This is a genomic window from Microbacterium sp. LTA6 (assembly GCF_045690355.1).
Taxonomy (GTDB): domain Bacteria; phylum Actinomycetota; class Actinomycetes; order Actinomycetales; family Microbacteriaceae; genus Microbacterium.
On sequence record NZ_CP147855.1, the window covers coordinates 3,543,066 to 3,568,277 of the forward strand.

Genomic DNA, 25,212 nt, shown 5'->3' on the forward strand with positions numbered 1-25,212 from the left:
CTCAGGCGTCCAGACGGACCAGCCAGCCGTGCCGGTCCTCGCGGCGGCCGTACTGGATGTCGGTGAGCTCTTCGCGCAGCGAGAGAGCGAGCTCGCCGATCGGCTGCACATCCTCGAAGTCATCGTTCACCAGCGCGCCGATCGGGGTGACCACGGCGGCCGTGCCGCAGGCGAACACCTCGACGATGTCGCCCGATGCCACGCCCTGACGCCACTCGTCGATCGAGATCGGCCGGCGCTCGACCGTGTATCCGCGGTCCTCGGCGAGCTGCAGGAGCGAGTCGCGCGTGATGCCCTCGAGGATGCTGTCGGACTGCGGCGTCACGACGCGACCGTCCTTGAACACGAACACGACATTCATGCCGCCGAGCTCTTCGACATTGCGCTCCTCGTTGAGGAACACCACCTGGTCGCAGCCCTTCGCGCTCGCCTCGGCCTGCGGCAGCAGACTGGACGCGTAGTTGCCGCCGGTCTTGGCCTTGCCTGTGCCACCGCGGCCGGCACGGGCATAGTCCTCGGAGAGCCAGATGCGCACGGGCTTGATGCCGCCGGAGAAGTACGCGCCGGCCGGGCTGGCGATCACGTAGTAGGCGACCTTCTGAGCGGCGCGAACACCGAGGAAGGCCTCTTTCGCGAACATGAAGGGCCGCAGGTACAGGCTCTGGTCAGCGCCGGAAGGCACCCAGCGACCGTCGACGGCGATGAGCTCGCGCAGCGACTGGATGAAGTACTCGGTCGGCAGCTCGGGCAGAGCCAGACGACGCGCGCTCGCCTGCAGCCGAGCCGCGTTCCGGTCAGGGCGGAACGTGTGGATCGAGCCGTCGGCGTGACGGTAGGCCTTGATGCCCTCGAAGATCTCCTGCGCGTAGTGGAGCACGGATGCGGCGGGATCGAGCGCGATCGGGCCGTACGGCTGCACTCGCGGACGGTGCCATCCCCCCTTGGTGGACCAGCAGATGTCGACCATGTGATCGGTGAAGTTGACGCCGAAGCCCGGATTCTCCAGCACCTCAGCGAGACGTGCAGGCGCCGCTGCCTGCAGGTTCTTCATCACAGTGAACTCCAGCGGGGCCACGGCCGCCTCTGCGTCGATGGTCGTCATGTCGTCATCCATTCCTTGTGGGTGGGCGCTCCGTCGCGCCGTTTCAGCCTACGCCCGAACCGCGGATGCGCGCCGCCGTTCAGAACCAGTTGGTCAGAGCAGAGAAGTGATCGCGGAACCGATGTCCGCCGTGGTGCGCGGCGCGCCGTCGCGTGCGGCGATATCGGCCTCGACGGCCTCGCTGACCCGCAGAGACTCCTCCACGAGACCGAGGTGGTCGAGCAGCAGCGCGACCGAGAGGATCGCCGCCGTCGGGTCCGCCTTCTGCTGTCCCGCGATGTCGGGGGCCGAACCGTGCACGGGCTCGAACATCGACGGGAACGCGCCGTCGGGGTTGATGTTCCCGGAGGCAGCGAGGCCGATGCCTCCGGTGACCGCTCCGGCGAGGTCCGTGAGGATGTCGCCGAACAGGTTGTCCGTGACGATGACGTCGAACCGAGAGGGGTCGGTCACGAGGAAGATCGTCGCCGCATCCACATGCAGGTAGTCGACCGTGACATCCGGATGCTCGGCGGCGACCTCGTTCACGACGCGCTGCCAGATGCCACCGGCGTGCACCAGGACGTTGGTCTTGTGCACGAGGGTGATCTTCTTGCGTCGACGCTCGGCGAGGTCGAACGCGTAGCGGACGACCCGCTCGACGCCGAATGCCGTGTTCACCGAGGTCTCGTTCGCGACCTCATGGGGCGTTCCCTTGCGGATCGCGCCCCCGTTGCCGACATACGGTCCTTCTGTGCCCTCCCGGACGACGACGAAATCGATCGCTCCGGGGTTCGCGAGGGGCCCGGGAGCCCCGGGGAACAGCTTCGAAGGACGCAGATTCACATAGTGGTCGAGCGTGAAGCGCAGCTTCAGAAGCAGGCCGCGCTCGATGTTGGCGTCCTTCAGCCGGGGGTCGCCCGGGGTGCCGCCGACGGCGCCCAGCAGGATCGCGTCGTGCGCGGCGATGGCCTCGAGATCAACGTCCGTCAGAGTGTCGCCAGTCTCGAGGAAGCGCGCAGCGCCCAGCGAGAAGCGGGTCTTGTCGAAGCTGACGCCGCTGCCTGCGGTGACGGCATCGAGCACCTTCTCGGCTTCGGCGACGACCTCGGGGCCGATGCCGTCACCCGGGATGACGGCCAGCTTCACGACACGCGACATGACACTCCTTGCATCGGGATCGCCCGCGATCCGACTCGGCGCGGGCGTGCATCCAGCGTACTGGTCAGTGCATACGCCCCGAGCGCAGTGTGACGGCGGCGATCACGCCGGCTGCCACGACGAGCCCGGCCCCGATCAGCGACGTCACAGTCACTCCGGATACGAACGCCGCGGCTGCCGCGTTCCAGAGGGAGTCGCCGAGCTGCCCCGGGAGTTCCTGAGCGGCCGTGTACGCGCCGGCGAGCGTCTCCCGCGCGGCATCCACCGCATCCTGCGGCAGACCATCGGGGATCACCAGCGCTCCACGGTAGAACGCGGTGATGATCCCGCCGAGCACGGCCGTGCCGAGGACAGCGCCGAGCTCGTACGCCGTCTCGGAGACGGCGCTCGCGGCTCCCGCCTTCTCGGCAGGCGCACTGGAGAGGATCAACTCGTTCGAGATGGTCTCCGCGGCGCCGATCCCGATCCCGAGCACCACGAAGGCCACGACGAGGGGCAGCACGCCGTGCTCGTGAGTGGTGAACGCGACGATCAGATATCCGGCGACCGAGAACACCAGCGCCGACGGGACGAGCACATGCGGGGGCACCCGACGTGAGATGGGCACGACGGAGAGCCCTGCGATGATCATGGCGACCATCCCGGGCACGAGCGCGAAGCCCGCCGTCATGGGCGACAGACCCAGCACGAGCTGCAGGTGCTGGGAGACGAAGTAGAGGAAGCCGACCAGGGCGACGACACTGAGCAGATTCACCAGGATCGCGCCGGAGAACGAGCCCCGGCGGAACAGAGCCATGTCGAGCATCGGAACGTCCGTGCGCAGTTGGCGCCGCACGAACAGCGCGCCCAGCAGGATGCCGAGCAGCGTCCAGACGGCGGCGAGCACGGTCGGTCCCTCGACGGCGAGCGACTTGATCGCGTAGACGATCGGAATCATCGCGCCCATCGAGAGCAGGATGCTGATCGGATCGATCCGGCCCGGATTCGGGTCGCGGCTCTCGGGGACGAGCAGGGGTGCCGCGATGAGCAGCGGGATGAGCACGGGGACCGCGATGAGGAACACCGATCCCCAGCCGTAGTGCTCGAGAAGGAAGCCGCCGACGATCGGACCGAGCGCGGCACCGGCCGAGAACGCGGAAGCCCAGACGGCGATCGCCAGGCGGCGCTGATCGCGGTTCTTGAAGATCGAGCGCAGGAGGGAGAGCGTCGAGGGCATCAGCATCGCGCCGAAGAACCCGAGGAGGGCACGAGCAGCGATCAGCAACCCCGCTGTGGGGGCGAAGGCGGCAAGCGCAGACACGGCGGCGAAGCCGGTCGCGCCGATGAGCAGCATCCGTCGACGCCCGAACCTGTCGCCGAGCGTGCCCATCGTGACCAGGAGCCCTGCCAGCACGAGCGGGTAGGCGTCGATGATCCACAGCTGCTCGGCTCCGGTGGGTCCGAGCGCGATGGAGATCTCGGGCAGCGCGAAGCTCAGCACCGTGTTGTCCACCGAGACCAGCAGAACCGGCAGCATGAGGACGACGAGTGCCGCCCAGCCGCGCGCGCCGGCTCGCGGCGCATCCGTCTCGATATGGTTATCGATCGTGGGAATCGACGCTGTGCGCGTCATGGAACACCTCTCAGTATCTTTTGGACGACCCGTTACTAAACCGTCCAGCTGGTACAGTAACAGAATCGGCAGAATTTTTCCCGAGAACAGGACCCCGATGCCCCGACCGCCGCTCGCACGTGAACGTGTCCTCGATGCCTTCGAGGCGCTCGTCATCGCCGATGGAGAGCGCTCAGCCACACTGGATGCCACGGCCAAGGCAGCGGGTGTCTCCAAGGGCGGCCTGCTCTACCATTTCGGCTCGAAGGACGAACTCGTCGCCGGGATGCTCGAGCGCCTGGATGCACTGACGACGGCGGACCTGGAGCGCATGTCGTCCGCCGCAGAAGGCCCGGTCGCGTACTACGTGCGGACCTCGGTGATGGAGGATGACGCGCTCGATCGGGCCCTCATCGCCGCTTCTCGGCTGGCTCAGGCCGGATCATCGGCGGCAGCAGACGCACTCAGAGACGTCCGCAGACGTTGGGCGGATCAGATCCGGCCTCATGTGCGCGACGACGCGAGTCTTGATCTCGTGATGCTCGTCAGCGACGGTCTCTACTTCAACAACTCGCTCGACGTGCATGGGCCCGAGCGACTCATTCCGAACGGCGACGAGCTCCGAGACCTCATCGAGCTGGTGCTGCGGGCAACCGCCTGAGGCGCTCACCTCCCCCGCACGAGAACCCGTCTGGTTCGACGGAGCATCGACTGCACGATCAGCGGATGCAGCAGGCTCACCGGAGTGAAGTACAACCGCCCGCGCCACCCGTGCAGCCGGACCACCGTGGTCACCCTGACGATCCCGGAATGCACGTCCACTCCGACGGCGCATCGGAAATCCAGGTGTTCATCGTCGAACACCATCAGGGCTTCGTCGCCGACCACCTCGCGCACGTCGAAGACACCCGACGGAGCTGGTCGGAGGCCGAGCAGCGAAGCGAAGAGCATCCGCACGGCGAACAGTCCCTGCACGGCGCGCGGCACCGAGGACGGCGAGAACATCGTCTCCGCCCAGAGGCGAGGATCGCTCGGCGCCTGCGGCGGGATCGAGACGAAGAAGACGTCGCCGTGATCGAACCTGCCGTCACCGAAGGCGAGGCTGACGAAGGAGGGCTCGCGGTTCATATGCTCGCCCTCCCCCCGCGTCACGCCTCGGTGATCTCGATCTGACGGAACAGGTCGGCGTCGATCGCGCTCGAGACGTCGTCGAGCAGATCGTCGGAGACGGGCGAGTCCAAGGTGAGGATGCTGAGCGCCTGCGCACCGGCGGCCTGACGCGCGATCTGCATACCGGCGATGTTGATGCCGGCCTGGCCGAACTTCTGCCCGTAGACGGCGACGATTCCGGGGCGGTCCGTGTACAGCATCACGACGTGGTGCTTCTCGATCGGGAGTTCGACGGCGTGGTCGTTGATGCCGACGAGCTTCTCGATCTGCTTCGGTCCGGTCAGCGTGCCGGACACCGACAGCTGCGAGCCATCGGAGAGGGCGCCGCGCAGCGTGATGACGTTGCGGTACTCGTCGCTCACGTCGTCCTGGATGAGACGGACGGCGACGCCCCGCTGCTCAGCGAGCAGAGGTGCGTTCACGTACGAGACCGTCTCGCTGACGATGTTCGTGAAGACGCCCTTGAGTGCGGCGAGCTTGAGCACGCTGACGTCGTAGTCGTTGAGCTCACCGTGCACCTCGACGTCGAGGCTCGTCAGCGGCGAAGTCGCGAGAGCGGCGAAGATCTGACCGAGCTTGTCGACGAGGGAGATACCGGGGCGCACGTACGGGTCGATGACACCGCCGGCGACGTTCACGGCATCCGGCACCAGGTCTCCACCGAGCGCCAGGCGCACGGAGCGGGCGACCGAGACGCCGGCCTTCTCCTGCGCCTCCTCGGTGCTTGCGCCGAGGTGCGGGGTGACCACGACGTTCGGCAGATCGAGCAGTGCGCGCGCGGAGCCACCCTCGGCGGGGGGCTCTGAGGTGAAGACGTCGAGTCCGGCGCCGGCGATCTCGCCGGCGACCAGTGCCTCGTGCAGTGCGACCTCATCGATCAGGCCACCGCGGGCGACGTTCACGACGAACGCGGAGGGCTTCATCGCCTTGAACTGCTCAGCGCCGAGCATGCCGGTGGTCTCCGGGGTCTTCGGCATGTGGATCGTGATGAAGTCCGACTCCGCGACGAGCTCGTCCAGCGAGAGCAGCTGCACGCCGAGCTGCTGGGCGCGTGCGGAGGTGACATAGGGGTCGTAGGCGACGACGCGCATGTCGAAGGCGGCGAGGCGGGCGGCGACAAGGGCGCCGATGCGGCCGAGGCCGATGATGCCGACGGTCTTCTCGAAGAGTTCGGCGCCGGTGAAGGAGCTGCGCTTCCAGGCCCCGGCCGACAGCGATGCGTGCGCCGCGGGAATGCGGCGGGCGAGGCTGAGGATGTGGCCGACCGTGAGCTCGGCGGCGGAGACGATGTTCGAGGTCGGGGCGTTGACGACCATCACACCGGCAGTGGTGGCCGCCTTGATGTCGACGTTGTCGAGACCGACGCCGGCACGGGCGACGACCTTGAGCTTCGGCGCGTGGCTGAGAGCTTCTTCGTCGATCTTCGTCGCTGAGCGGACGAGCACCGCATCGGACTCTGCCAACGCGGAGAACAGCGCCGCGCGGTCGGTGCCGTCGACGTTGCGGACCTCGAAGTCCGGGCCCAGGGCCTCGATCGTGGCGGGAGAGAGTTCTTCGGCGATGAGCACAACGGGCTTCGGCACAGTGGATCCTTCGGGGCAGCGCGACAGGCGGGAGGGGCCGATGCGCCGCACACCGTGGGGGCGCGATCGGTTTCAACTGTACCGGAGCGGTTCAGCGCGCCCCGACGTGTGACGTTCGGCGTCAGCGCGAGACGGTCACCAGTTCGTCCATGTTCAGCACGCTGTATCCGAGAAGACTCAGCCAGAAAACGGCCACCACACCGAGTCCGGTGAGCAGGAGCAGCGCGAGCTCTCCGGCGTTGCGGCGGCGTCCGAGCGCGAGGGCGAGCACGAACACGATGATCGGGAACACCACACCGAACAGGAACGTCACCCAGCCGATCGCGGTGAGACCGCTCGGCAGGAACGAGACCAGATGCGCGACGGCGTTCCAGACGGCGTAGGCGTAGAACAATCCGGCTGCGCCGATGACGGTCCAGGTCAGCCAGCGCGGAGCCCCGTTCCCACCGACCGACTCCGGCACGGAATCTCCTGCAGCACTCACGATCCGATCACCCCCACCGTCACGAAGGGCCATGGCACCAGCAGCACCACGCCGACAAGAAGGACGAGCAGCCGGATCCACGTCGCGCGGCCACGCGTGAGGATCCAGGACGTCAGGAACCAGAGAGCGGGTGCGGCGATCGCCAGCACGAACCACGGCACGAACATCGCGTCCGCGACGATCAGGGCCGTCAGCGGCTTGAGCCGCAATCCTCCGATGACCCACCCGACGGTGTACAGCAGGTAGATGCCCCCGACGATGCCGAGCGTCACGAGCATCGCCGTACTCATCGGCGCGGGCGCATCCGCCGGCGTGACGGTCCCGTCCGCTTCGATCCGCCCTACCTTCGCGCTGCCCTTGCCCACGGCATTCCAGCCGCGCGGAAGCGAGGGGTCGCTCTTCGGCGATTGCTCGTCGCCCGCCCAGCCCAACGCGTCGTCGGAATCGGAGTCGGATGTCATGAGGACAGCGTAGGCCTTCCACTAAGCTCGGCGCTGTAACGATCGGGGAGGCACCGTGGCTGAGAGCAAGAAGAAGGTCGTCCGTGACGATCAGACCGTGTCGAGCGACGGCGGAGTCGTCGACCCGCCGGCGAACTGGAAGCCGACTCCGGAGGCGAAGTCGAAGGCGGTGACCTTCCGTTGGATCGCCGTGGTCCTGTGGGTCCTCGCGATCGCCGGAGAGGCCGTCGGCATCTTCTGGCTGCTGCGCCAGCGTGTCTTCGTCGGCGAGGACGGCGCGCTCGTCCGCGACCCCGACACCGGGCTCCTCGAGGAGCAGGGCGTCACCGCACAGTTCCCGCAGTGGGCGTTCATCGCTCTCCTCGTGCTGCTCGTCGTCATCGCCGCGCTGGCGATCACCGGGTCCTTCCTCTGGAAGAAGGCGCATCGCCTCGATCCCGCGAGAAAGTCCGACACCGTGCGGTTCTTCGTGCAGAACCAGCTCGGTGCGATCATCGCCATCATCGCGTTCGTGCCGCTCATCATCCTCATCTTCCTGAACAAGGACATGGACAAGGGGCAGAAGACGACGGCCGGCATCGTCGGTATCGTCCTGGCCGCTCTCGCCGTCGTGCTCGGGATCGACTTCAACCCGCCGTCGGTGGAGAAGTACACGGCAGACCAGTCCACCGTGATCCAGCTGCTCGGCAAGGACGAAGTCGTCTGGGTCGACGGCGGCGCCGTCTACCACGTGTGCGACGAGGTCTCGGACATCCAGACCGGCAGCGAGAAGCGCACCGGCACCACCGCTGAGGCGGTCGAAGCAGGCAAGACCCGCCTGACGCTCGAGTTCGCATCAGAGCTGAAGACCTGCGGACTGGCTGTGCCGGAGAACTCGAGCGAGATCGTCGAGGCGCTCCGCGCCATCCGCGACGGTTCGACCGACACGCTGCTGCCCGCGCCCGTCTGGGCGGACGCGGCCGACGCTCCGATCGAGGTCGAAGAGGCGCCGTCGGAGTGATCCGCTCCTGCCCAGCTGAGAACGGAGGAGGCCCGGTGCACGTGCACCGGGCCTCCTCCGTTCTCGCGGGCGTCAGATCCCGGATGCGGTGAGCACGGCGACCGGTTCTCCGCGCAGACCAGCGGGAACTTCGACGGACCGGATGCCGTGCGCGTCCCGCTCCGCGCGCGCGGGGGTTCCGTCCCGCCAGCGCATTTCGACATCTCCGAACTCCGCGGGCAGGGCAACCGTACCGACGCTCGGGTCGAGCGTGTGGAGATGCACCCCGTCTGCCGATCGGGTGTAGCGGACCGGCACGCCGGCCTGCTCCCCCATCCGGATCCACGGCCGCGTGCCGTAGATCGCGTCGCCGTTCACACGCAGCCACGCGCCGAGCTCGCGCATCGCATCGCGCTGCAGCTCCGGGATCGATCCGTCTGCAGCCGGTCCCACATTGATCAGCAGGTTTCCGTTCTTCGCGACGACATCCACGAGGAGACGCACCAGCGCTGCTCCGGAGAGCGAATGCCTGGCGTCCTCGTCCTGGTTGTACCCGAAGGAGTACCCGAGTCCTCGCGTGGACTCCCACGGCTCGGAGATGATGTCGGGGATGTCCGTGTATTCACGCGTGAGGAACCCGTGGTACGGCACTCCCCAGCGGTCGTTGACGACGCCGTCCGGCACCGCGTCGAAGTATCTCGACAGGAACGCGGCCACACCGTAGGCCTCCGGCCCTTTGCCGCCGTCCGGCCACTCGATGTCGTTCCACAGCAGATCCGGCGAGAAGCGCTCGACGAGCTCCTCGAGCTGCGCCGCCGAATAGCGGGCGAAATGCTCGTCGGTCCGGCGATATCGGAAGAGGTCCGTATCGGACTCGATGGCCGGGAAGTCACTCACGTGCCAGTCCAGGGCCCCTGAATAGTAGACGCCGAACTTCGCTCCCGCGCGCCGGGTGGCATCGTGGAACTCCGCGATCAGATCCCGGCGGGGACCACGGGCGACCGCATTGAATCCGGTCGTCCCGGTACCCCAGAGACAGAACCCCTCGTGGTGCTTCGTCGTCGGGACGATGTACTGCGCTCCGGCGTCCACCAGCTCGCCGACGAAGGCATCGGCGTCGAATGCCGAGGCGTCCCATCGATCGGCGAGATCCTCGTATGACGTACCGGGGCCGTACAGACGCTGGTGGCGCTCCCAGGTGGGGCTGCCTGCGATGCGGACGGTGTTGCCGTACCACTCCGCGTACTGATGCCAGGCGTACGCATCCTCAGTCGGGATGTTCACGCCGTCACCGTGCTGCACGGCCCAGGCGGGCACCGAGTACAGGCCCCAGTGCACGAAGAAGCCGAGCTTCGCGTCGCGGTACCAGTCCGGCACGCCGTTCGTCGGATAGGTCGGCGCGGCCGCGCCGAAGTCCGGACCGGTGCGCTTCTCGAAGTTCATCATGCTGTCTTCTTCTCCTCGTCGTGCATGCGAGCCGCGGACATCAGCGCCCGCCGAGTCCTGCCATCGCGATCCCCTTGACCAGGTGCTTCTGGAGCACGATCACCAGCACGGTCGTCGGGACCATCGAGATGATCGCAGCGGCCATCTGCAGGTCCCAGCGGGTGCCGGTGAGGCCGGAGAAACTGGCGAGGCCGATCGGCAGCGTGCCGTGCGCGTTGTAGTCCACGGTCACGATGAGCGGCCACAGATAGCTGTTCCAGAAAGACAGGAACGTGAAGACCGAGAGCACGGCGACGGCCGACTTGGCCAGCGGCAGGATGATCTGCACGAACGACCGGACCGGCCCCGCGCCGTCGACGCGTGCGGCTTCTTCGAGCTCGTACGGGATGCCACGGAAGAACTGACGCATCAGGAAGGTGCAGAACGCGGTGAATGCGAACGGGAAGATCAGCGCCTGATAGGTATCGACCCAGTCGAACCATTGCATGACCTGGAACATCGGGATCACGAGGACCTCGGCGGGCACCATGAGCGTCGCGAGGAACAGGACGAAGACGGCATCCCGCCCCTTCCATCGCAGCCGTCCGAAGGCATAACCGGCGGTGGTCGAGACGAACAGCACGACGAGCGTGCCGGCGATCGCGACGAAGAACGAATTGCCGATGTAGGTCAGGAACGGCCCGTAAGCGAACACGTCGAGGAAATTCGTCCAGCGCACCTCGGATGCGACCAGCGACGGCGGCATCGTGAACATCTCGGAGTTCGGCTTGAGCGCCGAGAAGAACGCGTACACGATCGGCGAGACGAAGATCGCCGCGGCGATATAGACGAGCACATGCGCGATGACGAGTCTGGTGCGCTCCGCTGCGCTCAGCGGCGCCCTGGTACGTCCCTTGCGGTCGACTTCGACGTGTTCGCCATCGCCGAGCACAACGGATGAGGTCTGCAGGTCAGTGCTCATAGTGCACCCACTTCTTCTGCGCGCCGAACTGCAGCGCCGTGATGACGATGATGAGAGCGAACAGGATCCACGCGCCCGCAGCGGCCAGGCCCAGCTCCTGGAATTTGAAGCCCTGGTTGTAGATGAACTGGACCAGCGGTTGCGTCGCATTTCCGGGTCCGCCACCGGTGAGCAGTTGCGGCTGCACGAACACCTGGAGCGCCGTGATCATCGTCATGATCGTGGCGAAGAACACCGCCGGGGAGATCATCGGGACGACGATGCTGAGCTGCATCCGCAATCCGCTCGCACCGTCGATCCTGGCGGCTTCCATCACCGACTCCGGCAACTGCTCGAGCGCAGCCGAGAAGATGAGCATGTTGTATCCGACGCCTTGCCAGACGCTCATGATGACGACCATGATCATCGCCCACTGCGGGTCGGCCAGGAAGTTCGGCAGCGTCACCCCGAACCAGCTCTCCGAAGCGCCGTTGAACAGGCCCTGTGGCTGCAGGAGCATCTTCCACACCAGCACGTTGGCGACCATCGGCGTCACCACGGGGATGAAGAACAGCACGCGGAGGGCGCCGCGACCGCGAATGCGCGGCCCCAGCGCCATCGCGAGGACGAGGGAGAGCCCGACGTTCAGCGGAACGTAGAGGATCGTGAAGACCGCGGTGTTCCGCATCGCCGGCCAGAAGTCCGGGCTGGCCGTGAACAGCCGGATGTAGTTGTCGATTCCGATGAAGGTCTTCTCGCCGAACGTCGGCCAGTCGAAGAAGCTCATCACGACGGAGAGCACGACAGGCACGATGGTGAACAGGGCGAGGCCCACCAGGGCCGGGGTTGCGAACCCCAGCGCCTGGCGGCCTTCGACCTTGGCGAGAGACCTGCGACGTGGCACGTTGGCGGTCATCTCTCTTCTTCCTCAGTTCGTCAGTTGGCGAACTGCTGCTGGGCGGATTCGAGGACCTTGGCCATCGTCTCCTGCCCGTTGTACACGCTCACGAGCTGCGGCTGGACGTAGGTGCCGACCTTCGACCAGTTGTCGCTGACGTACTGGCCCTGGACGTTCTCGAACGCTGCCGTGAAGACCTCTTCGACCTGCGCGCGGTACTTCTCATCGATCGACTCGAAGTAGAGCGGCTGGCTCTCGGCGCGCGCCGGGTAGCTGCGGCCGGAGGAGGCGATGTAGTCCTGAGCGTCGGCACTGAGAAGCGAGCCGAGCACCTTGAGGGCGTCTTCCTTGTTCTCGCAGGTCTTGGAGATGCCGAAGCCGGAACCGAGGATGAGGCTGAGCGATTCGCCACCCTCAGACGGAAGCGGCGCCATGCCTGCGGCGAAACCCGACTCGTTGTCGAGGTAGCTCACCGCGTTCCACGTGCCGTCCACTGCCATCGCCGCATTGCCACTCGAGTACTGGTTCTCTCCCCAGCCGGTGTCGGATGCGGACGCGACAGGGAGCGCCACCTTCTGTGCGGAGACGAGGTCCCCGTACCACGTGGCCGCCTCGACGAACTTCTTGTCGGTCAGCTGCAGCTCACCATCGGCGCTGACCGGCTGCAGGCCCGCCTTCGCGATCGGAAGAGCCTGCCACTGGAAGTCGCCCATTCCCACGGCGAAGCCCGCCTTGCCGTTGCTGGTGGCCGCCTTGGCCGTCGCTTCGAAGTCGTCGAAGGTCCAGCCGGGAGCAGGAGTCGCCGCGCCGGATGCAGCGAGCTGATCGGCGTTGAAGTAGACGAGCATCGTGGCGACGTCGAAGGGAAGGCCGTACATCGTGCCCTTGTTCTTCAGGATCTCGGTCGCGCCCGGTGCGAAATCGCTCTCGGCGAGTCCGGCGGTCTTGAGGTCGGCCGCGCTGAGCTCGGCGAAGCCGTCGGTGTAGCTGGACAGCATGCCGCTGTTCATACCGGTGACGCACGCCATGTTGCCGGACGCCATGTTGGTCGTGAGCTTCGTGAAGAAGTCACCCCATGGCGCCGTGCGCAGCTCGATCTTCAGGTCGGGGTTCTGCTCCTGGGCGATCTTGATCTGCGCCTCGAGGGCCTTCGTGTCGTCGGCAGAGCCGGCCCACATGTCGACGACGATCGTGCCGTCGTCACCAGAACCGGACGCTCCACCGGAGCCGGCACATCCCGTCATGGCGACGGCGACGCCGGCGATGGCGGCGACGGCGCCCATGCGTATCTTCTTCATTGAATTACTCCTTGGGAACGGGAAGGTTGTTCCTAAAATCGAAACAACCTAGGAGGGTTTCGTATGAAGTTACCGTTTCATACTTCAGGGGATGGCGCAAGCTGAACATCGGATGTCTGCGCCGAATTGGGGTCACCAAAGAGAGACGCCGCGGCAGCCGGTCCTCTGCACCCGCGTGATGGCTCGACGACGATCGGCGCGCTCCGAGGAGCGCGCCGATCTCAGAATGCCCGTCAGTCCGTCAGGGTGAGTTCGATCACCGGGATGAGGACATCGGGGCGCTGCACCGGGAGATGCACCGTCAGCGTGCCCTCTGCTTGACCGGCCGGCGTCATGAGGTCGGCTTCCTGCCCAGGATCGGACACACTCGTCCGCAGCCACGAGCCATCATTGAGAAGGCGTGCGTACGCGACCTTTCCGGCGAGCTCCGGGAGATGCACGAATCCCATCGGCCAGAAGAAGAGACTCAGGTACAGGCGATTGCCGCGACGCGTGTACACGCCTTCACGAGGCGGGACGAACGAGGAATGCCCGGCCCCGATGACGGCGTCTCGGTGCAACCGCATCCAGGTCCCGATCTCGGAGAGGGTCGCGGCATCACGAGGAACGATCGCTCCACGCCCGTCGGGTCCGATGTTGAGCAGCATGTTGCCGCCCATCGATACGGAATCGACGAGCATCTGAGCCAGCAAGGTCGCCGACTTCTGGTCGGTGTTGTCACGGTGATACCCCCACGAGCCGTTGAGGGTCTGACATGCCTCCCACACCAGCGGGATCCCGTCGCGCACGAGGGGCGCGGTCGGCTGGTACTGCTCCGGTGTGACGAAGTCTGCAGGGATGCCGAGCCGGTCGTTCACCAGCATGTTCGGCTGCAGCTCTCGACACAGCGCGAGCAACGCCTGCGCATCCCAGTCGTCCGGCCCTTTCCCCGGCCAGCCGTCTTTCTCGTCGGGGCTGGTGAAATCGAAGAACAGGTAGTCGATGTCGCCGTATTCGGTGAGCAGTTCACGCACCTGACCGTGCAGATACTCCCGATACACGGCCATGTCCCTGCCCGTGTCGAGGTCACGTGCGTCGTCGTCGTCGCGGCGCGGGTGGGTCCAGTCGAGGGTGAAATGCGGGTGATGCCAGTCGATCAGCGAATGATAGAGACCGACTTTGAGCCCCTCGGCGCGCAAGGCCTCGACGTACTCGCGGACGAGGTCCCGGTCGATGGCGACGGTGGAGGTGAAGTCGGTGAGTTTGGAATCCCAGAGGCAGAAGCCGTCATGGTGCTTCGTCGTCAGCACCACATAGCCCATTCCCGTCTCCTTCGCCGTGCGCGCGAGAGCACGGGCATCGAAGAGATCAGGGTCGAAATGCTCGAAGTACTGCCGGTAGTCGGCATCGGTGAGGCGCTCGAAGCTCTGCACCCACTCGTGTCGGGCCGCCGCGCTGTAGAGCCCGAAGTGGACGAACATGCCGAATCGGGCGTCACTGAACCAGTCCTGTCGCATGGCCTCATCCTAGCCAAAGACATCGGATGTATCCCAGTGAAGGGACGAGAAAGGGCGCCCCTCGCGGGACGCCCTTTCTTCGTGCTTCAGATCAGCGCGCAGCGCTGCCGTCGACGTAGTCTTCGTCCTGCTGCTTCCACGCGAACAGAGCGCGCAGCTCCTTGCCCGTCGCCTCGATCGGGTGCGTCTCTTCCTTCGCGCGGAGCGCGAGGAACTCTTCGCCGCCGTTGTCCTGGTCGTCGATGAAGCGCTTTGCGAAGGCACCCGACTGGATGTCGGAGAGGATCGCCTGCATCGACGCCTTGACCTCGGGAGTCACGACGCGCGGGCCGGAGACGTAGTCGCCGTACTCGGCCGTGTCGGAGACCGACCAGCGCTGCTTGGCGATGCCGCCCTCCCACATCAGGTCGACGATGAGCTTCAGCTCGTGCAGCACCTCGAAGTAGGCGATCTGCGGCTGGTAGCCCGCCTCGACCAGGGTCTCGAAGCCGGCCTGCACGAGGTGGCTGACGCCACCGCAGAGCACGGCCTGCTCACCGAACAAGTCGGTCTCGGTCTCTTCGGTGAAGGTCGTCTTGATGACACCGGCACGCGTGCCGCCGATCGCCTTCGCGTAGGAGAGCGCGAGGTCCCAGGCGTGGCCGGACGCGTCGCGCTCGACCGCGATGATGTCCGGGATGCCGCGGCCGGCGACGAACTCACGCCGCACCGTGTGGCCGGGCGCCTTCGGGGCGACGAGGATGACGTCGACGCCCTCGGGAGCGTCGATGTAGCCGAAGCGGATGTTGAATCCGTGTGCGAACGCGAGCGTCTTGCCCGGGGTCAGCTTGTCCTTGATGGACTCGTTGAAGATGGTGCGCTGGTACTGGTCCGGCGCGAGGATCATGATGACGTCAGCCCACTCGGCGGCATCCGCCACCGTCTTGACCGGGAAGCCGGCTTCTTCGGCCTTCGCGGCGGACTTCGAGCCCTCCTTGAGGGCGATCGCGACCTCGACACCCGAGTCGCGCAGGTTCTGCGCGTGGGCGTGGCCCTGCGATCCGTAGCCGACGATCGCGACCTTCTTGCCCTGGATCAGGGACAGGTCTGCGTCTGCGTCGTAGAAGATCTCGGTGCTCACTGTTTTTCTCCTTGGTAGTGGTTCGTGCGGGACACGGAGCCCCTGAAATTGTGAAAGTTGTCAGCCGCGCAGGACGCGCTCGGTGATGCTCTTGCCGCCACGGCCGATCGCGAGGAGGCCGGACTGGGCGATCTCCTTGATGCCGAAGGGCTCGAGCGCCCGCAGGATCGCTTCTACCTTGCCCTTGTCGCCGGTCACCTCGACGACCAGCGCGTCGGGGGCGTAGTCGACGACCGAGGCCCGGAACAGGTTCACGACCTCGATCACGTTCGAGCGGGTCGCGTTGTCGGTGCGCACCTTGACCAGCATGTGGTCGCGCTGCACGGAGGACGCCGGGTCGAGCTCGACGATCTTGATGACGTTGATCAGCTTGTTCAGCTGCTTGGTCACCTGTTCGAGCGGCAGGTCCTCGACGTCGACGACGACCGTGATGCGGGAGATCCCTGGCACCTCGGTCACGCCGACAGCGAGCGACTCGATGTTGAAGCCGCGACGGGCGAAGAGCCCGGCGACGCGTGTGAGGAGACCCGGCTTGTTCTCCACCAACAGACTCAGTACGTGGGTCGACATGGCTCAGATCTCCTCATCGAACTCGGGGGCGTGCTCCCGCGCGTACTGGACGTAGCTGTTGCTGACGCCCTGCGGCACCATCGGCCACACCATCGAGTCGGCGCTGACCACGAAGTCGATCACGACAGGACGGTCGTTGGTCTCGAGTGCCAGCTTGATCGCGGCATCCACTTCCTCTTCCTTCTCCACGCGGATCGCAAGGCACCCGTAGGCCTCCGACAGCTTGACGAAGTCGGGGATGCGGACCGTGCCGTGCCCGGTGTTCAGATCGGTGTTGGAGTGTCGGCCGTCATAGAACAGGGTCTGCCACTGGCGCACCATGCCCAGCGAGGAGTTGTTGATGATCGCGACCTTGATCGGGATGTTGTTGATCGTGCAGGTCGCGAGCTCCTGATTGGTCATCTGGAAGCAGCCGTCACCATCGATCGCCCAGACCACACGATCGGGTTCGGCGACCTTCGCACCCATCGCCGCCGGTACCGAGTAGCCCATGGTGCCTGCTCCCCCGGAGTTCAGCCAGGCGTTGGGACGCTCGTACTTGATGAACTGGGCAGCCCACATCTGGTGCTGTCCGACGCCCGCCGCGTATACGGCTTCGGGACCGGTGAGCTCGCCGATGCGCTGGATCACGTACTGCGGTGCGAGAAGTCCGTCGGTGGTCGGCGCGAAGCCGAGCGGGAACTCATCGCGCAGTCCGTCGAGATACGACCACCACTCCTCGGTGTCCGGCTTCGTGTCACCGACGGTGCCGCGATACGCCGCGTCGAGGTCGATCAGTACTTCGCGCACATCACCCACGATCGGCACGTCCGCGGTGCGGATCTTGGAGATCTCTGCCGGGTCGATGTCGACGTGGACGACCTTCGCGTTCGGTGCGAACAGCGCGGCCTTGCCGGTCACGCGGTCATCGAAGCGAGCTCCGAGCGAGATCAGCAGATCCGCTTCCTGCAGCGCCAGCACGGCGGGAACCGTGCCGTGCATCCCGGGCATGCCCAGGTGCTGCGCGTGCGAGTCAGGGAACGCGCCGCGTGCCATCAGGGTCGTCACGACGGGAGCGCCGGTCGATTCGGCGAACTCGAGCAGTTCCGCCGATGCGCGGCCGCGGATCACGCCGCCACCGACGTACAGGACCGGCTTCTTCGCCTCGGCCAGCAGTTTCGCTGCGGCCTGGATCTGCTTGCCGTGCGCCTTCGTCACCGGGCGATACCCGGGAAGATCGATCTTGGGCGGCCAGATGAACGGCGCGAATGCCTGCTGCGCGTCCTTGGTGATGTCGACCAGCACGGGACCGGGGCGGCCCGTGGAGGCGATCTCGAAGGCGGCGGCGAGGGCTCCTGGAACGTCCGCGGGGTCCTTCACGAGGAAGGAGTGCTTCGTCACGGGCATCGTGATGCCGACGATGTCGGCCTCCTGGAAGGCATCCGTCCCCATCAGCGTGGAGAACACCTGACCGGTGATCGCGACCAGCGGCACCGAGTCCATGTAGGCATCGGCGATCGCCGTGACGAGGTTCGTGGCGCCGGGACCGGAAGTCGCGATGCAGACCCCGACGCGGCCCGACGCCGAGGCGTAGCCCTCGGCGGCGTGGCCGGCGCCCTGCTCATGGCGCACCAGGATGTGGCGGAGTTGGGAGTCGCCCATCAACGTGTCGTAGAGCGGGAGGATCGCACCACCGGGCAGCCCGAAGACGTCGGTGACACCGAGCAGCTCCAGCGACCGGACGACGGCCTCGGCGCCCGAGAGCTCTGGGGCGGCGGATTGGCGGGCGGGTGGCCTCGGCACGGCCGAGACGGGATCAGCAGTCATGACATTCCTTCTGGTGGTCTGTGGACGACGTCGGATGCCGGAGGCGTGGCCGACGCGATTCAGCCGGTCGTCGCGCCTTCGGCGGCGGACCGCACGAGACGCGAGTACTTGGCAAGAACGCCACGGGTATAGCGCGGGGGAAGCGGCTCCCAGCCAGAGCGGCGGGAGGCGAGCTCTGCATCGTCGACGAGTAGGTCGAGGGTGCGAGCCGCGATATCGACCCGTATCAGATCACCATCGCGCACGAAGGCGATAGGACCTGCGTCCACCGCTTCGGGTGCTATGTGGCCGATGCACAGTCCGGTTGTGCCGCCTGAGAATCGACCGTCTGTCAAGAGTAGTACATCTTTTCCGAGCCCGGCGCCCTTGATGGCGGCGGTGATCGCGAGCATCTCGCGCATCCCGGGCCCGCCCTTAGGTCCTTCGTAGCGGATCACGATGACATCGCCCGCGTTGACCTCGCCGGCAGCGAGGGCGTCCATCGCCCCCCGCTCGCGCTCGAACACCCGGGCCGGCCCCTCGAACACGTCGGCGTCGAAGCCGGCGGACTTGACGACGGCGCCCTCGGGTGCGAGCGATCCGTGCAGGATCGTGATGCCGCCGGAAGCGTGGATCGGGTTGTCGAACGTGTGGATCACGTCGCCATCCACCGGGTCCGGATTCAGGTCGGCCAGGTTCTCGGCAACGGTCTTGCCGGTGACCGTGAGTGCATCGCCGTGGAGGAGCCCCTCGTCGAGCATCGCTTTCATGATGACCGGGATTCCGCCGTGGCGGTCGACGTCGTTCATGACGTACTGGCCGAACGGCTTCATGTCGGCGACGTGCGGGGTCTTGCTGCCGATGCGGTTGAAGTCGTGCAGACTCAGCTCGATCTCGGCCTCACGGGCGATGGCGAGGAGGTGCAGGACGACGTTGGTCGAGCCGCCCAGCGCCATGGCGAGGGCGATCGCGTTCTCGAAGGACTCCTTGGTCAGGATGTCCTTGGTGGTGATGCCCTGGCGGAGCAGGTTGACCACGGCTTCACCGGAGCGGTGCGCGTAATAGTCGCGACGACGGTCGGCTGCGGGCGGGGCGGCTGATCCAGGGAGGCTGAGGCCGAGGGCCTCGGCGACGGATGCCATGGTGTTGGCAGTGTACATGCCGCCGCATGCGCCCTCTCCCGGCGCGAAGGCGCACTCGATGCGCTTGAGGTCCTCCTCGCTCATCCGGCCCGCTCGGCAGGCGCCGACGCCCTCGAACGAGTCGATGATCGTGATCTCCTTCTCGGTGCCGTCCGAGAGTTTCACCCAGCCGGGCGCGATGGACCCGGCGTACAGGAACACGCTGGAGAGGCCGAGACGGGCGCTGGCCATCAGCATCCCGGGGATGGACTTGTCGCAACCCGCGAGGAGCACGGACCCGTCGAGCCGCTCCGCCATCATCACGGTCTCGACCGAGTCGGCGATGACCTCGCGCGACACGAGCGAGAAGTGCATGCCCTCGTGGCCCATCGAGATGCCGTCAGAAACCGAGATGGTGCCGAACTGCAGCGGGTATCCGCCGCCGGCGTGCACGCCCTCCTTCGCACCCTGAGCGAGACGGTCGAGGCTCAGGTTGCAAGGGGTGATCTCGTTCCAGCTGGACGCGATCCCGATCTGCGGCTTCTCCCAATCGGCATCTCCCATGCCGACGGCACGCAACATGCCACGAGAAGTCGTGGCTTCAATGCCGTCGGTGACGACTCGGCTGCGGGGCTTGATGTCGACGGTGCGGGAATCGGCGGGCGCGCTGGCAGAAGGATCATGCGGGGACATGACGGCAGTCTATTCCTGCCGCGCGGCCCGCTCGTCCGCGAGCGTCTCCAGAAGCTGGGCGATCTGTTGTGGGCTGTCCACACGCAGCGCCGCCGCGCTCTCCCCCGGCCCGACCCGCACCCCGAGATCGTCGTCCTGAAGTACGCGCATCGCGTCCTCGTCGGTGACATCATCGCCGGCGAACAGGATCCCGGTGGCATCGAAGTGTTCGCGGAGGGCGGCCATCGCGGCGTCCTTGCCCTCGGTGCGGGAGGAGAACTCGAGTACGCGGTGGCCGGCCCGACGTCGCAGACCCGGGAATCGCTCGGCGACGAGCGCGTCGATCTCGGCGAACACCTGAGCCTCGGTCTCGCGGTCAGCGCGACGGGTGTGCACTCCCATCCCGAAGGTCTTCGGCTCGAACTCAGCCCCCTCGTAACGGTCGATGATCGGCCGGGCTGCCTCCCAGAGTGCCTCGCGTGTCTCTCCAGCCGTCTGTTCGCTCCCGCTGTCGAGCTCACCGATGCCCGGATACCAGTACTGAGCGCCGTGCGAGCCGGCGAGAACTATCGGCGAGGCGTCGTCATGTTCGGTGATCTCACGAAGGTCGTGCAAGCTTCGCCCGGAGACGTAGGCGACGAGGGTGTCCGGCAACGACGCGAGTCGACTCGCCTGGGCGGCCACCTCGGGAAGGGCCCGTGCCGCCATCGGTTCGGCGACCAGAGGCGAAGCGACGCCGTCGAAGTCGAGCGCGACGACCAGTCGGGGCGTCCGGGCGATCGCCGAGAGGTCGGCATCCGGTGTTCCGGGGGTCCAGCTGCGGGTCACAGGGCATCTCCTTGTTCGGTATCCGTGCTCTGCCAGCCTCTCACGCAGGAGCGCGGCCGCACGCGGCGGTCAGCGTGCTTCGCGCGCCGCGGCGAGGGCGGCGAGGAACGAGTTCGACCAGGCGTTCACGTCGTTGTCGAGCACTCGGCGCCGGAGCGCACGCATCCGTCGTGTCTGTTCCCGCGGCGGCATCTCCACAGCGCGCATGATGGCTTCCTTGAGGCCCTCGATGTCATGAGGATTCACCAGGATCGCGTTGCCGAGCTCGTCGGCAGCACCGGCGAACTCGCTCAGCACGAGCACACCACGATTGTCGATTCGAGTGGCGACGTATTCCTTGGCCACGAGGTTCATGCCGTCACGGAGGGCGGTCACGAGCATCACGTCGGCGGCCAGGTACAGGGCCGCCATCTCCTCACGGGGGAATCCCTGGTGCAGGTACCGGATCGCGGTGTGCCCCATCGTGTCGGTGTCGCCGTTGATCCTGCCGACGGAGAGCTCGATCTCGTCGCGCAGGTTCGCGTAGGCATCCACGCGTTCGCGGCTCGGACTCGCGACCTGCACGAGTGTGACGTCCTCGACGGAGAGGTCTCCTGAGGCGAGCAGCTCACCGTATGCCTTGACGCGGTGACCGATGCCCTTGGTGTAGTCCAGGCGGTCGACTCCGAGCAGCACGTACTTCGGATTGCCGAGGTTCGCTCTGATCTCGGCTGCGCGCGCCTGGATGTCCGGGCGCCGGGCGAGCTCGATGTACGGCGCCGTGTCGATCGATATCGGGAAGGCCTTCACCAGCGCGCGGTGCGAATCGCCTCTGTCGTCGATCTCGCCGTTGCCCGACGGCACGGTGACGGTCGACGACTTGATCTCGTACTTCAACCGGCGGCGCACGGCGTTGAGGAAGTTCGTGGCATCGGTCGCCCGCTGGAATCCGATCACGTCCGCGCCGAGGAGCCCGCGCAGCACCTGGCCACGCCACGGCAGCTGCGCGTAGAGCCCGTGTGTCGGGAAGGGGATGTGATGGAAGTACCCGATGGTCACATCCGGTCGCAGCGCCCGCACCATCTGCGGAACGAGCTGCAGCTGGTAGTCGTGCACCCAGACGGTCCCGTCCTGCGCGACCGCGGCGGCAGCGGCGTCAGCGAAGCGCCGGTTCACCGCGACGTACGCGTCCCACCATTCGCGGTGGTACTGAGGAGGCGCGATCACATCGTGGTAGAGCGGCCAGATCGTGTCGTTGGAGAATCCCTCGTAGTACTCCGCGACCTCCTGCTCGCTCAGCGCGATCGGGATGAGTCGGATGCCACCGGATGCGAAGGGCTTCACCTCGAGGTCGGCCTGCCCCGGCCACCCCACCCAGGCGCCGTTGACGCTCTGCATCACGGGCTCGAGCGCAGCCACGAGTCCACCCGGCGACGTGCGCCAGACTTCTTCTCCGTCGGGCCCGGCAACACGGTCGACGGGCAGCCGGTTGGCCACGACGACGAAATCTGCGGCGGTCATGATGACTCCTCACGCCTGCGGTTCAGTGCCCCCAGGCTATCGAGGTTGCCGAGCCTCCGACGCCACGCCCGTCAGGCTGCGACGCGACGACGGCGCGGTCGGGTGCGGCTGAGGGACCAGTTCACTACTCCCGCGGCGAATGCGATGGACGCTGCGACCACCGGCAGCACGAGTGCGGGCGCCGTGCCGACGCTCTCGGCGATCGCACCCGTGACCGCGGCGCCGATCGACTGTCCGACGATGACGCCGGACCCGAGCATCGTCATCACGGTCGCCGAACGTCCGAGCGGACTGCGTGCGGCGCCGAAGCTGTATTGGGTGACGAGGGTCGGTCCGATACCGACGCCCATGATCGCCAATGCGAGCATCATCATCGCGGCGGAATCGACGAATCCGAGCAGCAGCGAGCCGGCCAGCAGGATGCCGGAGAACACCAGCCAGCGTGCGCGGAGCGAGAACGACGGCGGAAGCCAGGCGACGCCGAGGGCGAGCAGCGCCGACCCGACGCCCATCACGCCGTAGAGAAGACCAGCCTGTTCCGGAGCACCCCGATCGGCCATGAATGACGTGAGCGCCGTGAGCATCGCGCCGAAGAAGAGCCCGACACCGAGGATGCCCAGCACCACCACCAGCAGTTGCGGACGGAACAGATCAGCGACGGCAGACGGCGCCCGCCCTGACGCGTCACGGTCCAGCGAGACGTGGCGACCGCTCGGGTGCAGCGCGAACGCACCGACGAACAGGACGGTGAGCGCCGCCGCTCCGACCAACGGAGCCCACGGCGCGATGGCAGAGGCCAGGACGCCGACGAGGAACGGGCCGAACACGAACACCGTCTCATCCGCCGCCGATTCATAGGCCATCGTCCCCGAGAGCGTGCCGGCGCGCTGGGCTGGCGGCATCCGGTCCGCGATCATCGTGACCAATCGCGAGCGCGACATCGGCGCGACCTGGGGTGCGGTCGCGCCGATCCCGACGGCGGTGAGCAGCACGAGTGCGTCGGCGGCGGAGCTGTAGACGGTGGCGGTGAACAGCACCAGCATCGTGCCGTTCGCGATCGCCAGGGTCAGCAGGACGACCCGCTGCCCGAACCGGTCGGCGGCGGCGCCGAGGAACGGCCCGAAGCACGCCGTTCCGAGCCCGACGGATGCCGACGTGAGTCCGCCGAGGGAGATCGACCCGCGGGCGGCGACGACGACGGTGAGGACGCCGACCACCATCATCGCGAAAGGTAGCCGCGCGATGAAGGCGATCAGGAAATACGGGAGACCTGCGAGCTTGAGAAGGCTCTGCCGAGGTGCGATGTGTGTCTGTGCCATGGCTCTCACGCGTCGACGGACGCGGTGATCTGGTGCCGCCGCTGTCCGCCGGAATGCCGGCGGCCGGTAGTTACACGGTGTGCGGCCGCAGTCGAATTGCGGCGACTCCATGATACCGCGACACAGTGGCCGCGTGCGGAGAGCGGCGCCGCTATCCTGGGCGACACGCCCCAGGACGGAGAGACCGACATGACGTCAGCCGCGGACACCACCGACCGGATTCTCACCCTGCCGGGAAGATCGCAGCGCGCGGCCTCGGCGAAGACCTCACCGGTTCGTGATCTTCTCGCGCTCACCGAACGGCCGGAGGTCATCTCCTTCGCCGGCGGACTTCCTGCTCCCGAACTGTTCGACCTCGACGGGATCCGCGACTCCTTCGACAACGTGCTGCGCCAGCCGAACGTGCTGCAGTACTCCCCCTCCGATGGCAACCCCGCACTGCGAGAAGAGGTGGCTCGGCGCTACACCGTCGACGGTCTGGAGACTGCGGCATCCGATCTGATCATCACCACGGGATCGCAACAGGGCCTCGGCCTGCTCGCCACGGCGCTGCTCGATCCCGGCGATCGCATCCTGGTGGAGGAGCCCTGCTACCTCGCCGCCCTGCAGACGTTCGCGCTGGCCGGCGCTCATGTCATCGGCGTTCCGTATGCCGGGGATGAACTCGACCTCGACGCGCTGGAACGCCTCGCCGCCGAACACTCTCCGAAGTTCTTCTACACGGTGCCGACATTCCAGAACCCGACCGGGAGGACCCACGCGTTCCCTGCGCGCGAGAGGATCGCCGAAACGGCGATCCGGCACGGCTTCCGGATCATCGAGGACGAGCCGTACAAGCAGTTGCGCTACTCCGGCGACCCCCTCCCGTCTTTGTCGGCTTTCGCTCCCGACCACGTGCTCAGCCTCGGCAGCTTCTCGAAGGTGATCGCGCCGGGCCTGCGCATCGGCTGGATCCGGACGACCGCCAACGTTCGACCGACGGTCACGATCGCCAAGCAGGCCGCCGACCTGCACACCTCCACGGTCGACCAGGCGGCTGCGGCTCACTATCTGGACTCCGGTCGCGGCGAAGCCGCGCTGGAGCGAATCCGCTCCGCCTACGCCGAACGGCGCGATGCGATGCTCGACGCGCTTCCGTCCGCGCTGCCGGCCGGGAGCTCCTGGAACCGGCCAGACGGTGGAATGTTCGTCTGGGCTCGGCTGCCTGAGGGGCTGGATGCCACGTCTTTGCTCGCCTCGGCGCTGACGCACGACGTGGCTTACGTGCCCGGCGCGCCGTTCTTCGCCGGTCCGGCGGATCGTCGGGCTCTCCGCCTTTCATTCACCACCTACGCACCGGAGCGGATCCGGGACGGCTTGTCAAGGCTCGGCACCGCCTGGGGCGACGCCGGGTAGCGTAGGGGCATGCGCTACCTCTTCAGCACCGGACTCATCGCCGCGATCTCGGCAGGCGTCTCGCTCCTGCGCGGCACGCGCGAGGAACCCATCACCTGGCGGGCCGTGCTCTCCTGGTTGAGCTGGGGCATCACCATGGCACTCGCGGTCGGGGCCGTGGTCGACATGAACCGCGCAAGGCGCGGTGTTCTCGTGGACGCCGACTCCCCCCAGTCCGTGAAGAAGTCGAAGAAGGCGCAGCGACTGCAGTTCCGCTCGCAGAAGGCCATGGCCGACGCCCAGGGGCACGCCAAGGACCGACGCCGCTGACCACG

The 25,212-nt window shown here is 66.8% G+C and carries 23 protein-coding genes; 4 read left to right on the plus strand and 19 right to left on the minus strand.

Annotation, left to right across the window (positions count from 1 at the left end; all coding sequences use genetic code 11):
- Window position 1: 1 nt before the first annotated feature.
- The 3 genes from LTA6_RS16945 to LTA6_RS16955 all read right to left on the minus strand — a co-directional run bounded on the left by LTA6_RS16945 (window position 2) and on the right by LTA6_RS16955 (window position 3,854).
- Window positions 2–1,102, minus strand: a complete 1,101-nt coding sequence (locus tag LTA6_RS16945; protein WP_363546317.1) for a branched-chain amino acid aminotransferase — start codon at window positions 1,100–1,102, stop codon at window positions 2–4.
- 93 nt (window positions 1,103–1,195) lie between these two features.
- Window positions 1,196–2,242 carry a 3-isopropylmalate dehydrogenase gene (locus LTA6_RS16950; protein WP_407358301.1) on the minus strand — a complete coding sequence of 349 codons (1,047 nt, stop codon included), beginning with the start codon at window positions 2,240–2,242 and terminating at the stop codon, window positions 1,196–1,198.
- A 64-nt stretch (window positions 2,243–2,306) separates the two neighbouring features.
- On the minus strand, window positions 2,307–3,854 hold the full coding sequence (locus tag LTA6_RS16955; RefSeq protein WP_407358302.1) for an MFS transporter: 1,548 nt from the start codon (window positions 3,852–3,854) through the stop codon (window positions 2,307–2,309).
- 97 nt (window positions 3,855–3,951) lie between these two features.
- Between LTA6_RS16955 and LTA6_RS16960 the strand changes: the two genes are divergently transcribed.
- Window positions 3,952–4,494 carry a TetR/AcrR family transcriptional regulator gene (locus tag LTA6_RS16960; protein WP_363546309.1) on the plus strand — a complete coding sequence of 181 codons (543 nt, stop codon included), beginning with the start codon at window positions 3,952–3,954 and terminating at the stop codon, window positions 4,492–4,494.
- A 5-nt stretch (window positions 4,495–4,499) separates the two neighbouring features.
- Here LTA6_RS16960 and LTA6_RS16965 read toward each other — a convergent pair whose 3' ends face one another.
- The 4 genes from LTA6_RS16965 to LTA6_RS16980 all read right to left on the minus strand — a co-directional run bounded on the left by LTA6_RS16965 (window position 4,500) and on the right by LTA6_RS16980 (window position 7,531).
- A complete protein-coding gene (locus LTA6_RS16965; protein WP_407358303.1) occupies window positions 4,500–4,961 on the minus strand; it encodes a DUF2867 domain-containing protein in 462 nt (153 codons plus the stop codon).
- Between the two features lie 20 nt (window positions 4,962–4,981).
- Window positions 4,982–6,586 (minus strand): phosphoglycerate dehydrogenase, encoded by a 1,605-nt coding sequence (gene serA / locus LTA6_RS16970; protein ID WP_341975038.1) that lies wholly within the window; start codon window positions 6,584–6,586, stop codon window positions 4,982–4,984.
- A gap of 121 nt (window positions 6,587–6,707) precedes the next feature.
- Entirely contained in the window at window positions 6,708–7,070 is a 363-nt protein-coding gene (locus LTA6_RS16975; protein WP_407358304.1) for a hypothetical protein, read from the minus strand.
- Window positions 7,067–7,531 (minus strand): hypothetical protein, encoded by a 465-nt coding sequence (locus LTA6_RS16980; RefSeq protein WP_407358305.1) that lies wholly within the window; start codon window positions 7,529–7,531, stop codon window positions 7,067–7,069. The genes LTA6_RS16975 and LTA6_RS16980 overlap by 4 nt, the downstream gene beginning before the upstream one ends.
- A gap of 55 nt (window positions 7,532–7,586) precedes the next feature.
- On the opposite strand from LTA6_RS16980, the gene LTA6_RS16985 reads away from it, so the two are divergent.
- Window positions 7,587–8,531, plus strand: a complete 945-nt coding sequence (locus LTA6_RS16985; RefSeq protein WP_407358306.1) for a hypothetical protein — start codon at window positions 7,587–7,589, stop codon at window positions 8,529–8,531.
- Window positions 8,532–8,603: 72 nt separating this feature from the next.
- Here the strand turns inward: LTA6_RS16985 and LTA6_RS16990 are convergent, their stop codons facing one another.
- The 12 genes from LTA6_RS16990 to LTA6_RS17045 form a co-directional block, all read right to left on the minus strand.
- Window positions 8,604–9,956, minus strand: a complete 1,353-nt coding sequence (locus tag LTA6_RS16990) for an alpha-L-fucosidase (RefSeq protein WP_407358307.1) — start codon at window positions 9,954–9,956, stop codon at window positions 8,604–8,606.
- Window positions 9,957–9,996: 40 nt separating this feature from the next.
- Window positions 9,997–10,917 (minus strand): carbohydrate ABC transporter permease, encoded by a 921-nt coding sequence (locus tag LTA6_RS16995; RefSeq protein ID WP_407358308.1) that lies wholly within the window; start codon window positions 10,915–10,917, stop codon window positions 9,997–9,999.
- Window positions 10,907–11,812 carry a sugar ABC transporter permease gene (locus LTA6_RS17000; RefSeq protein WP_341975044.1) on the minus strand — a complete coding sequence of 302 codons (906 nt, stop codon included), beginning with the start codon at window positions 11,810–11,812 and terminating at the stop codon, window positions 10,907–10,909. The genes LTA6_RS16995 and LTA6_RS17000 overlap by 11 nt, the downstream gene beginning before the upstream one ends.
- Before the next feature lie 20 nt (window positions 11,813–11,832).
- Window positions 11,833–13,092 (minus strand): ABC transporter substrate-binding protein, encoded by a 1,260-nt coding sequence (locus LTA6_RS17005; RefSeq protein WP_407358309.1) that lies wholly within the window; start codon window positions 13,090–13,092, stop codon window positions 11,833–11,835.
- 233 nt (window positions 13,093–13,325) lie between these two features.
- Window positions 13,326–14,588, minus strand: coding sequence for an alpha-L-fucosidase (locus LTA6_RS17010; protein WP_407358310.1), 1,263 nt, complete (start codon window positions 14,586–14,588; stop codon window positions 13,326–13,328).
- Between the two features lie 91 nt (window positions 14,589–14,679).
- Complete coding sequence (gene ilvC, locus LTA6_RS17015; RefSeq protein WP_341975047.1) at window positions 14,680–15,708, minus strand: ketol-acid reductoisomerase; 1,029 nt, start codon at window positions 15,706–15,708, stop codon at window positions 14,680–14,682.
- 60 nt (window positions 15,709–15,768) lie between these two features.
- Window positions 15,769–16,278: an acetolactate synthase small subunit gene (gene ilvN / locus LTA6_RS17020; RefSeq protein ID WP_102191937.1), complete on the minus strand. Its 510-nt coding sequence runs from the start codon at window positions 16,276–16,278 to the stop codon at window positions 15,769–15,771.
- A gap of 3 nt (window positions 16,279–16,281) precedes the next feature.
- Window positions 16,282–18,084 carry an acetolactate synthase large subunit gene (locus LTA6_RS17025; protein ID WP_341975048.1) on the minus strand — a complete coding sequence of 601 codons (1,803 nt, stop codon included), beginning with the start codon at window positions 18,082–18,084 and terminating at the stop codon, window positions 16,282–16,284.
- A gap of 59 nt (window positions 18,085–18,143) precedes the next feature.
- Complete coding sequence (gene ilvD / locus LTA6_RS17030; RefSeq protein ID WP_341975049.1) at window positions 18,144–19,877, minus strand: dihydroxy-acid dehydratase; 1,734 nt, start codon at window positions 19,875–19,877, stop codon at window positions 18,144–18,146.
- A gap of 9 nt (window positions 19,878–19,886) precedes the next feature.
- Window positions 19,887–20,684, minus strand: coding sequence for a trehalose-phosphatase (gene otsB / locus LTA6_RS17035; RefSeq protein ID WP_407358311.1), 798 nt, complete (start codon window positions 20,682–20,684; stop codon window positions 19,887–19,889).
- 69 nt (window positions 20,685–20,753) lie between these two features.
- Complete coding sequence (locus LTA6_RS17040) at window positions 20,754–22,184, minus strand: trehalose-6-phosphate synthase (protein WP_341975051.1); 1,431 nt, start codon at window positions 22,182–22,184, stop codon at window positions 20,754–20,756.
- A 71-nt stretch (window positions 22,185–22,255) separates the two neighbouring features.
- A complete protein-coding gene (locus tag LTA6_RS17045) occupies window positions 22,256–23,503 on the minus strand; it encodes an MFS transporter (protein WP_407358312.1) in 1,248 nt (415 codons plus the stop codon).
- 189 nt (window positions 23,504–23,692) lie between these two features.
- On the opposite strand from LTA6_RS17045, the gene LTA6_RS17050 reads away from it, so the two are divergent.
- Together LTA6_RS17050 and LTA6_RS17055 are read left to right on the plus strand one after the other, a co-directional pair.
- Window positions 23,693–24,898 carry a PLP-dependent aminotransferase family protein gene (locus LTA6_RS17050; RefSeq protein ID WP_363546276.1) on the plus strand — a complete coding sequence of 402 codons (1,206 nt, stop codon included), beginning with the start codon at window positions 23,693–23,695 and terminating at the stop codon, window positions 24,896–24,898.
- A gap of 9 nt (window positions 24,899–24,907) precedes the next feature.
- A complete protein-coding gene (locus LTA6_RS17055) occupies window positions 24,908–25,207 on the plus strand; it encodes a hypothetical protein (protein ID WP_341975054.1) in 300 nt (99 codons plus the stop codon).
- Window positions 25,208–25,212 lie beyond the last annotated feature (5 nt).

What these genes read in the sequence shown, in the direction of transcription:
- LTA6_RS16945 (WP_363546317.1), bottom strand. Translation starts at nt 1,102, where the DNA reads ATGACGACCATCGACGCAGAGGCGGCCGTGGCCCCGCTGGAGTTCACT.
- LTA6_RS16950 (WP_407358301.1), bottom strand. Translation starts at nt 2,242, where the DNA reads ATGTCGCGTGTCGTGAAGCTGGCCGTCATCCCGGGTGACGGCATCGGC.
- LTA6_RS16955 (WP_407358302.1), bottom strand. Translation starts at nt 3,854, where the DNA reads ATGACGCGCACAGCGTCGATTCCCACGATCGATAACCATATCGAGACG.
- LTA6_RS16960 (WP_363546309.1), top strand. Translation starts at nt 3,952, where the DNA reads ATGCCCCGACCGCCGCTCGCACGTGAACGTGTCCTCGATGCCTTCGAG.
- LTA6_RS16965 (WP_407358303.1), bottom strand. Translation starts at nt 4,961, where the DNA reads ATGAACCGCGAGCCCTCCTTCGTCAGCCTCGCCTTCGGTGACGGCAGG.
- LTA6_RS16980 (WP_407358305.1), bottom strand. Translation starts at nt 7,531, where the DNA reads ATGACATCCGACTCCGATTCCGACGACGCGTTGGGCTGGGCGGGCGAC.
- LTA6_RS16990 (WP_407358307.1), bottom strand. Translation starts at nt 9,956, where the DNA reads ATGATGAACTTCGAGAAGCGCACCGGTCCGGACTTCGGCGCGGCCGCG.
- LTA6_RS16995 (WP_407358308.1), bottom strand. Translation starts at nt 10,917, where the DNA reads ATGAGCACTGACCTGCAGACCTCATCCGTTGTGCTCGGCGATGGCGAA.
- LTA6_RS17000 (WP_341975044.1), bottom strand. Translation starts at nt 11,812, where the DNA reads ATGACCGCCAACGTGCCACGTCGCAGGTCTCTCGCCAAGGTCGAAGGC.
- LTA6_RS17005 (WP_407358309.1), bottom strand. Translation starts at nt 13,092, where the DNA reads ATGAAGAAGATACGCATGGGCGCCGTCGCCGCCATCGCCGGCGTCGCC.
- LTA6_RS17010 (WP_407358310.1), bottom strand. Translation starts at nt 14,588, where the DNA reads ATGCGACAGGACTGGTTCAGTGACGCCCGATTCGGCATGTTCGTCCAC.
- ilvN (WP_102191937.1), bottom strand. Translation starts at nt 16,278, where the DNA reads ATGTCGACCCACGTACTGAGTCTGTTGGTGGAGAACAAGCCGGGTCTC.
- LTA6_RS17025 (WP_341975048.1), bottom strand. Translation starts at nt 18,084, where the DNA reads ATGACTGCTGATCCCGTCTCGGCCGTGCCGAGGCCACCCGCCCGCCAA.
- ilvD (WP_341975049.1), bottom strand. Translation starts at nt 19,877, where the DNA reads ATGTCCCCGCATGATCCTTCTGCCAGCGCGCCCGCCGATTCCCGCACC.
- LTA6_RS17040 (WP_341975051.1), bottom strand. Translation starts at nt 22,184, where the DNA reads ATGACCGCCGCAGATTTCGTCGTCGTGGCCAACCGGCTGCCCGTCGAC.
- LTA6_RS17045 (WP_407358312.1), bottom strand. Translation starts at nt 23,503, where the DNA reads ATGGCACAGACACACATCGCACCTCGGCAGAGCCTTCTCAAGCTCGCA.
- LTA6_RS17050 (WP_363546276.1), top strand. Translation starts at nt 23,693, where the DNA reads ATGACGTCAGCCGCGGACACCACCGACCGGATTCTCACCCTGCCGGGA.
- LTA6_RS17055 (WP_341975054.1), top strand. Translation starts at nt 24,908, where the DNA reads ATGCGCTACCTCTTCAGCACCGGACTCATCGCCGCGATCTCGGCAGGC.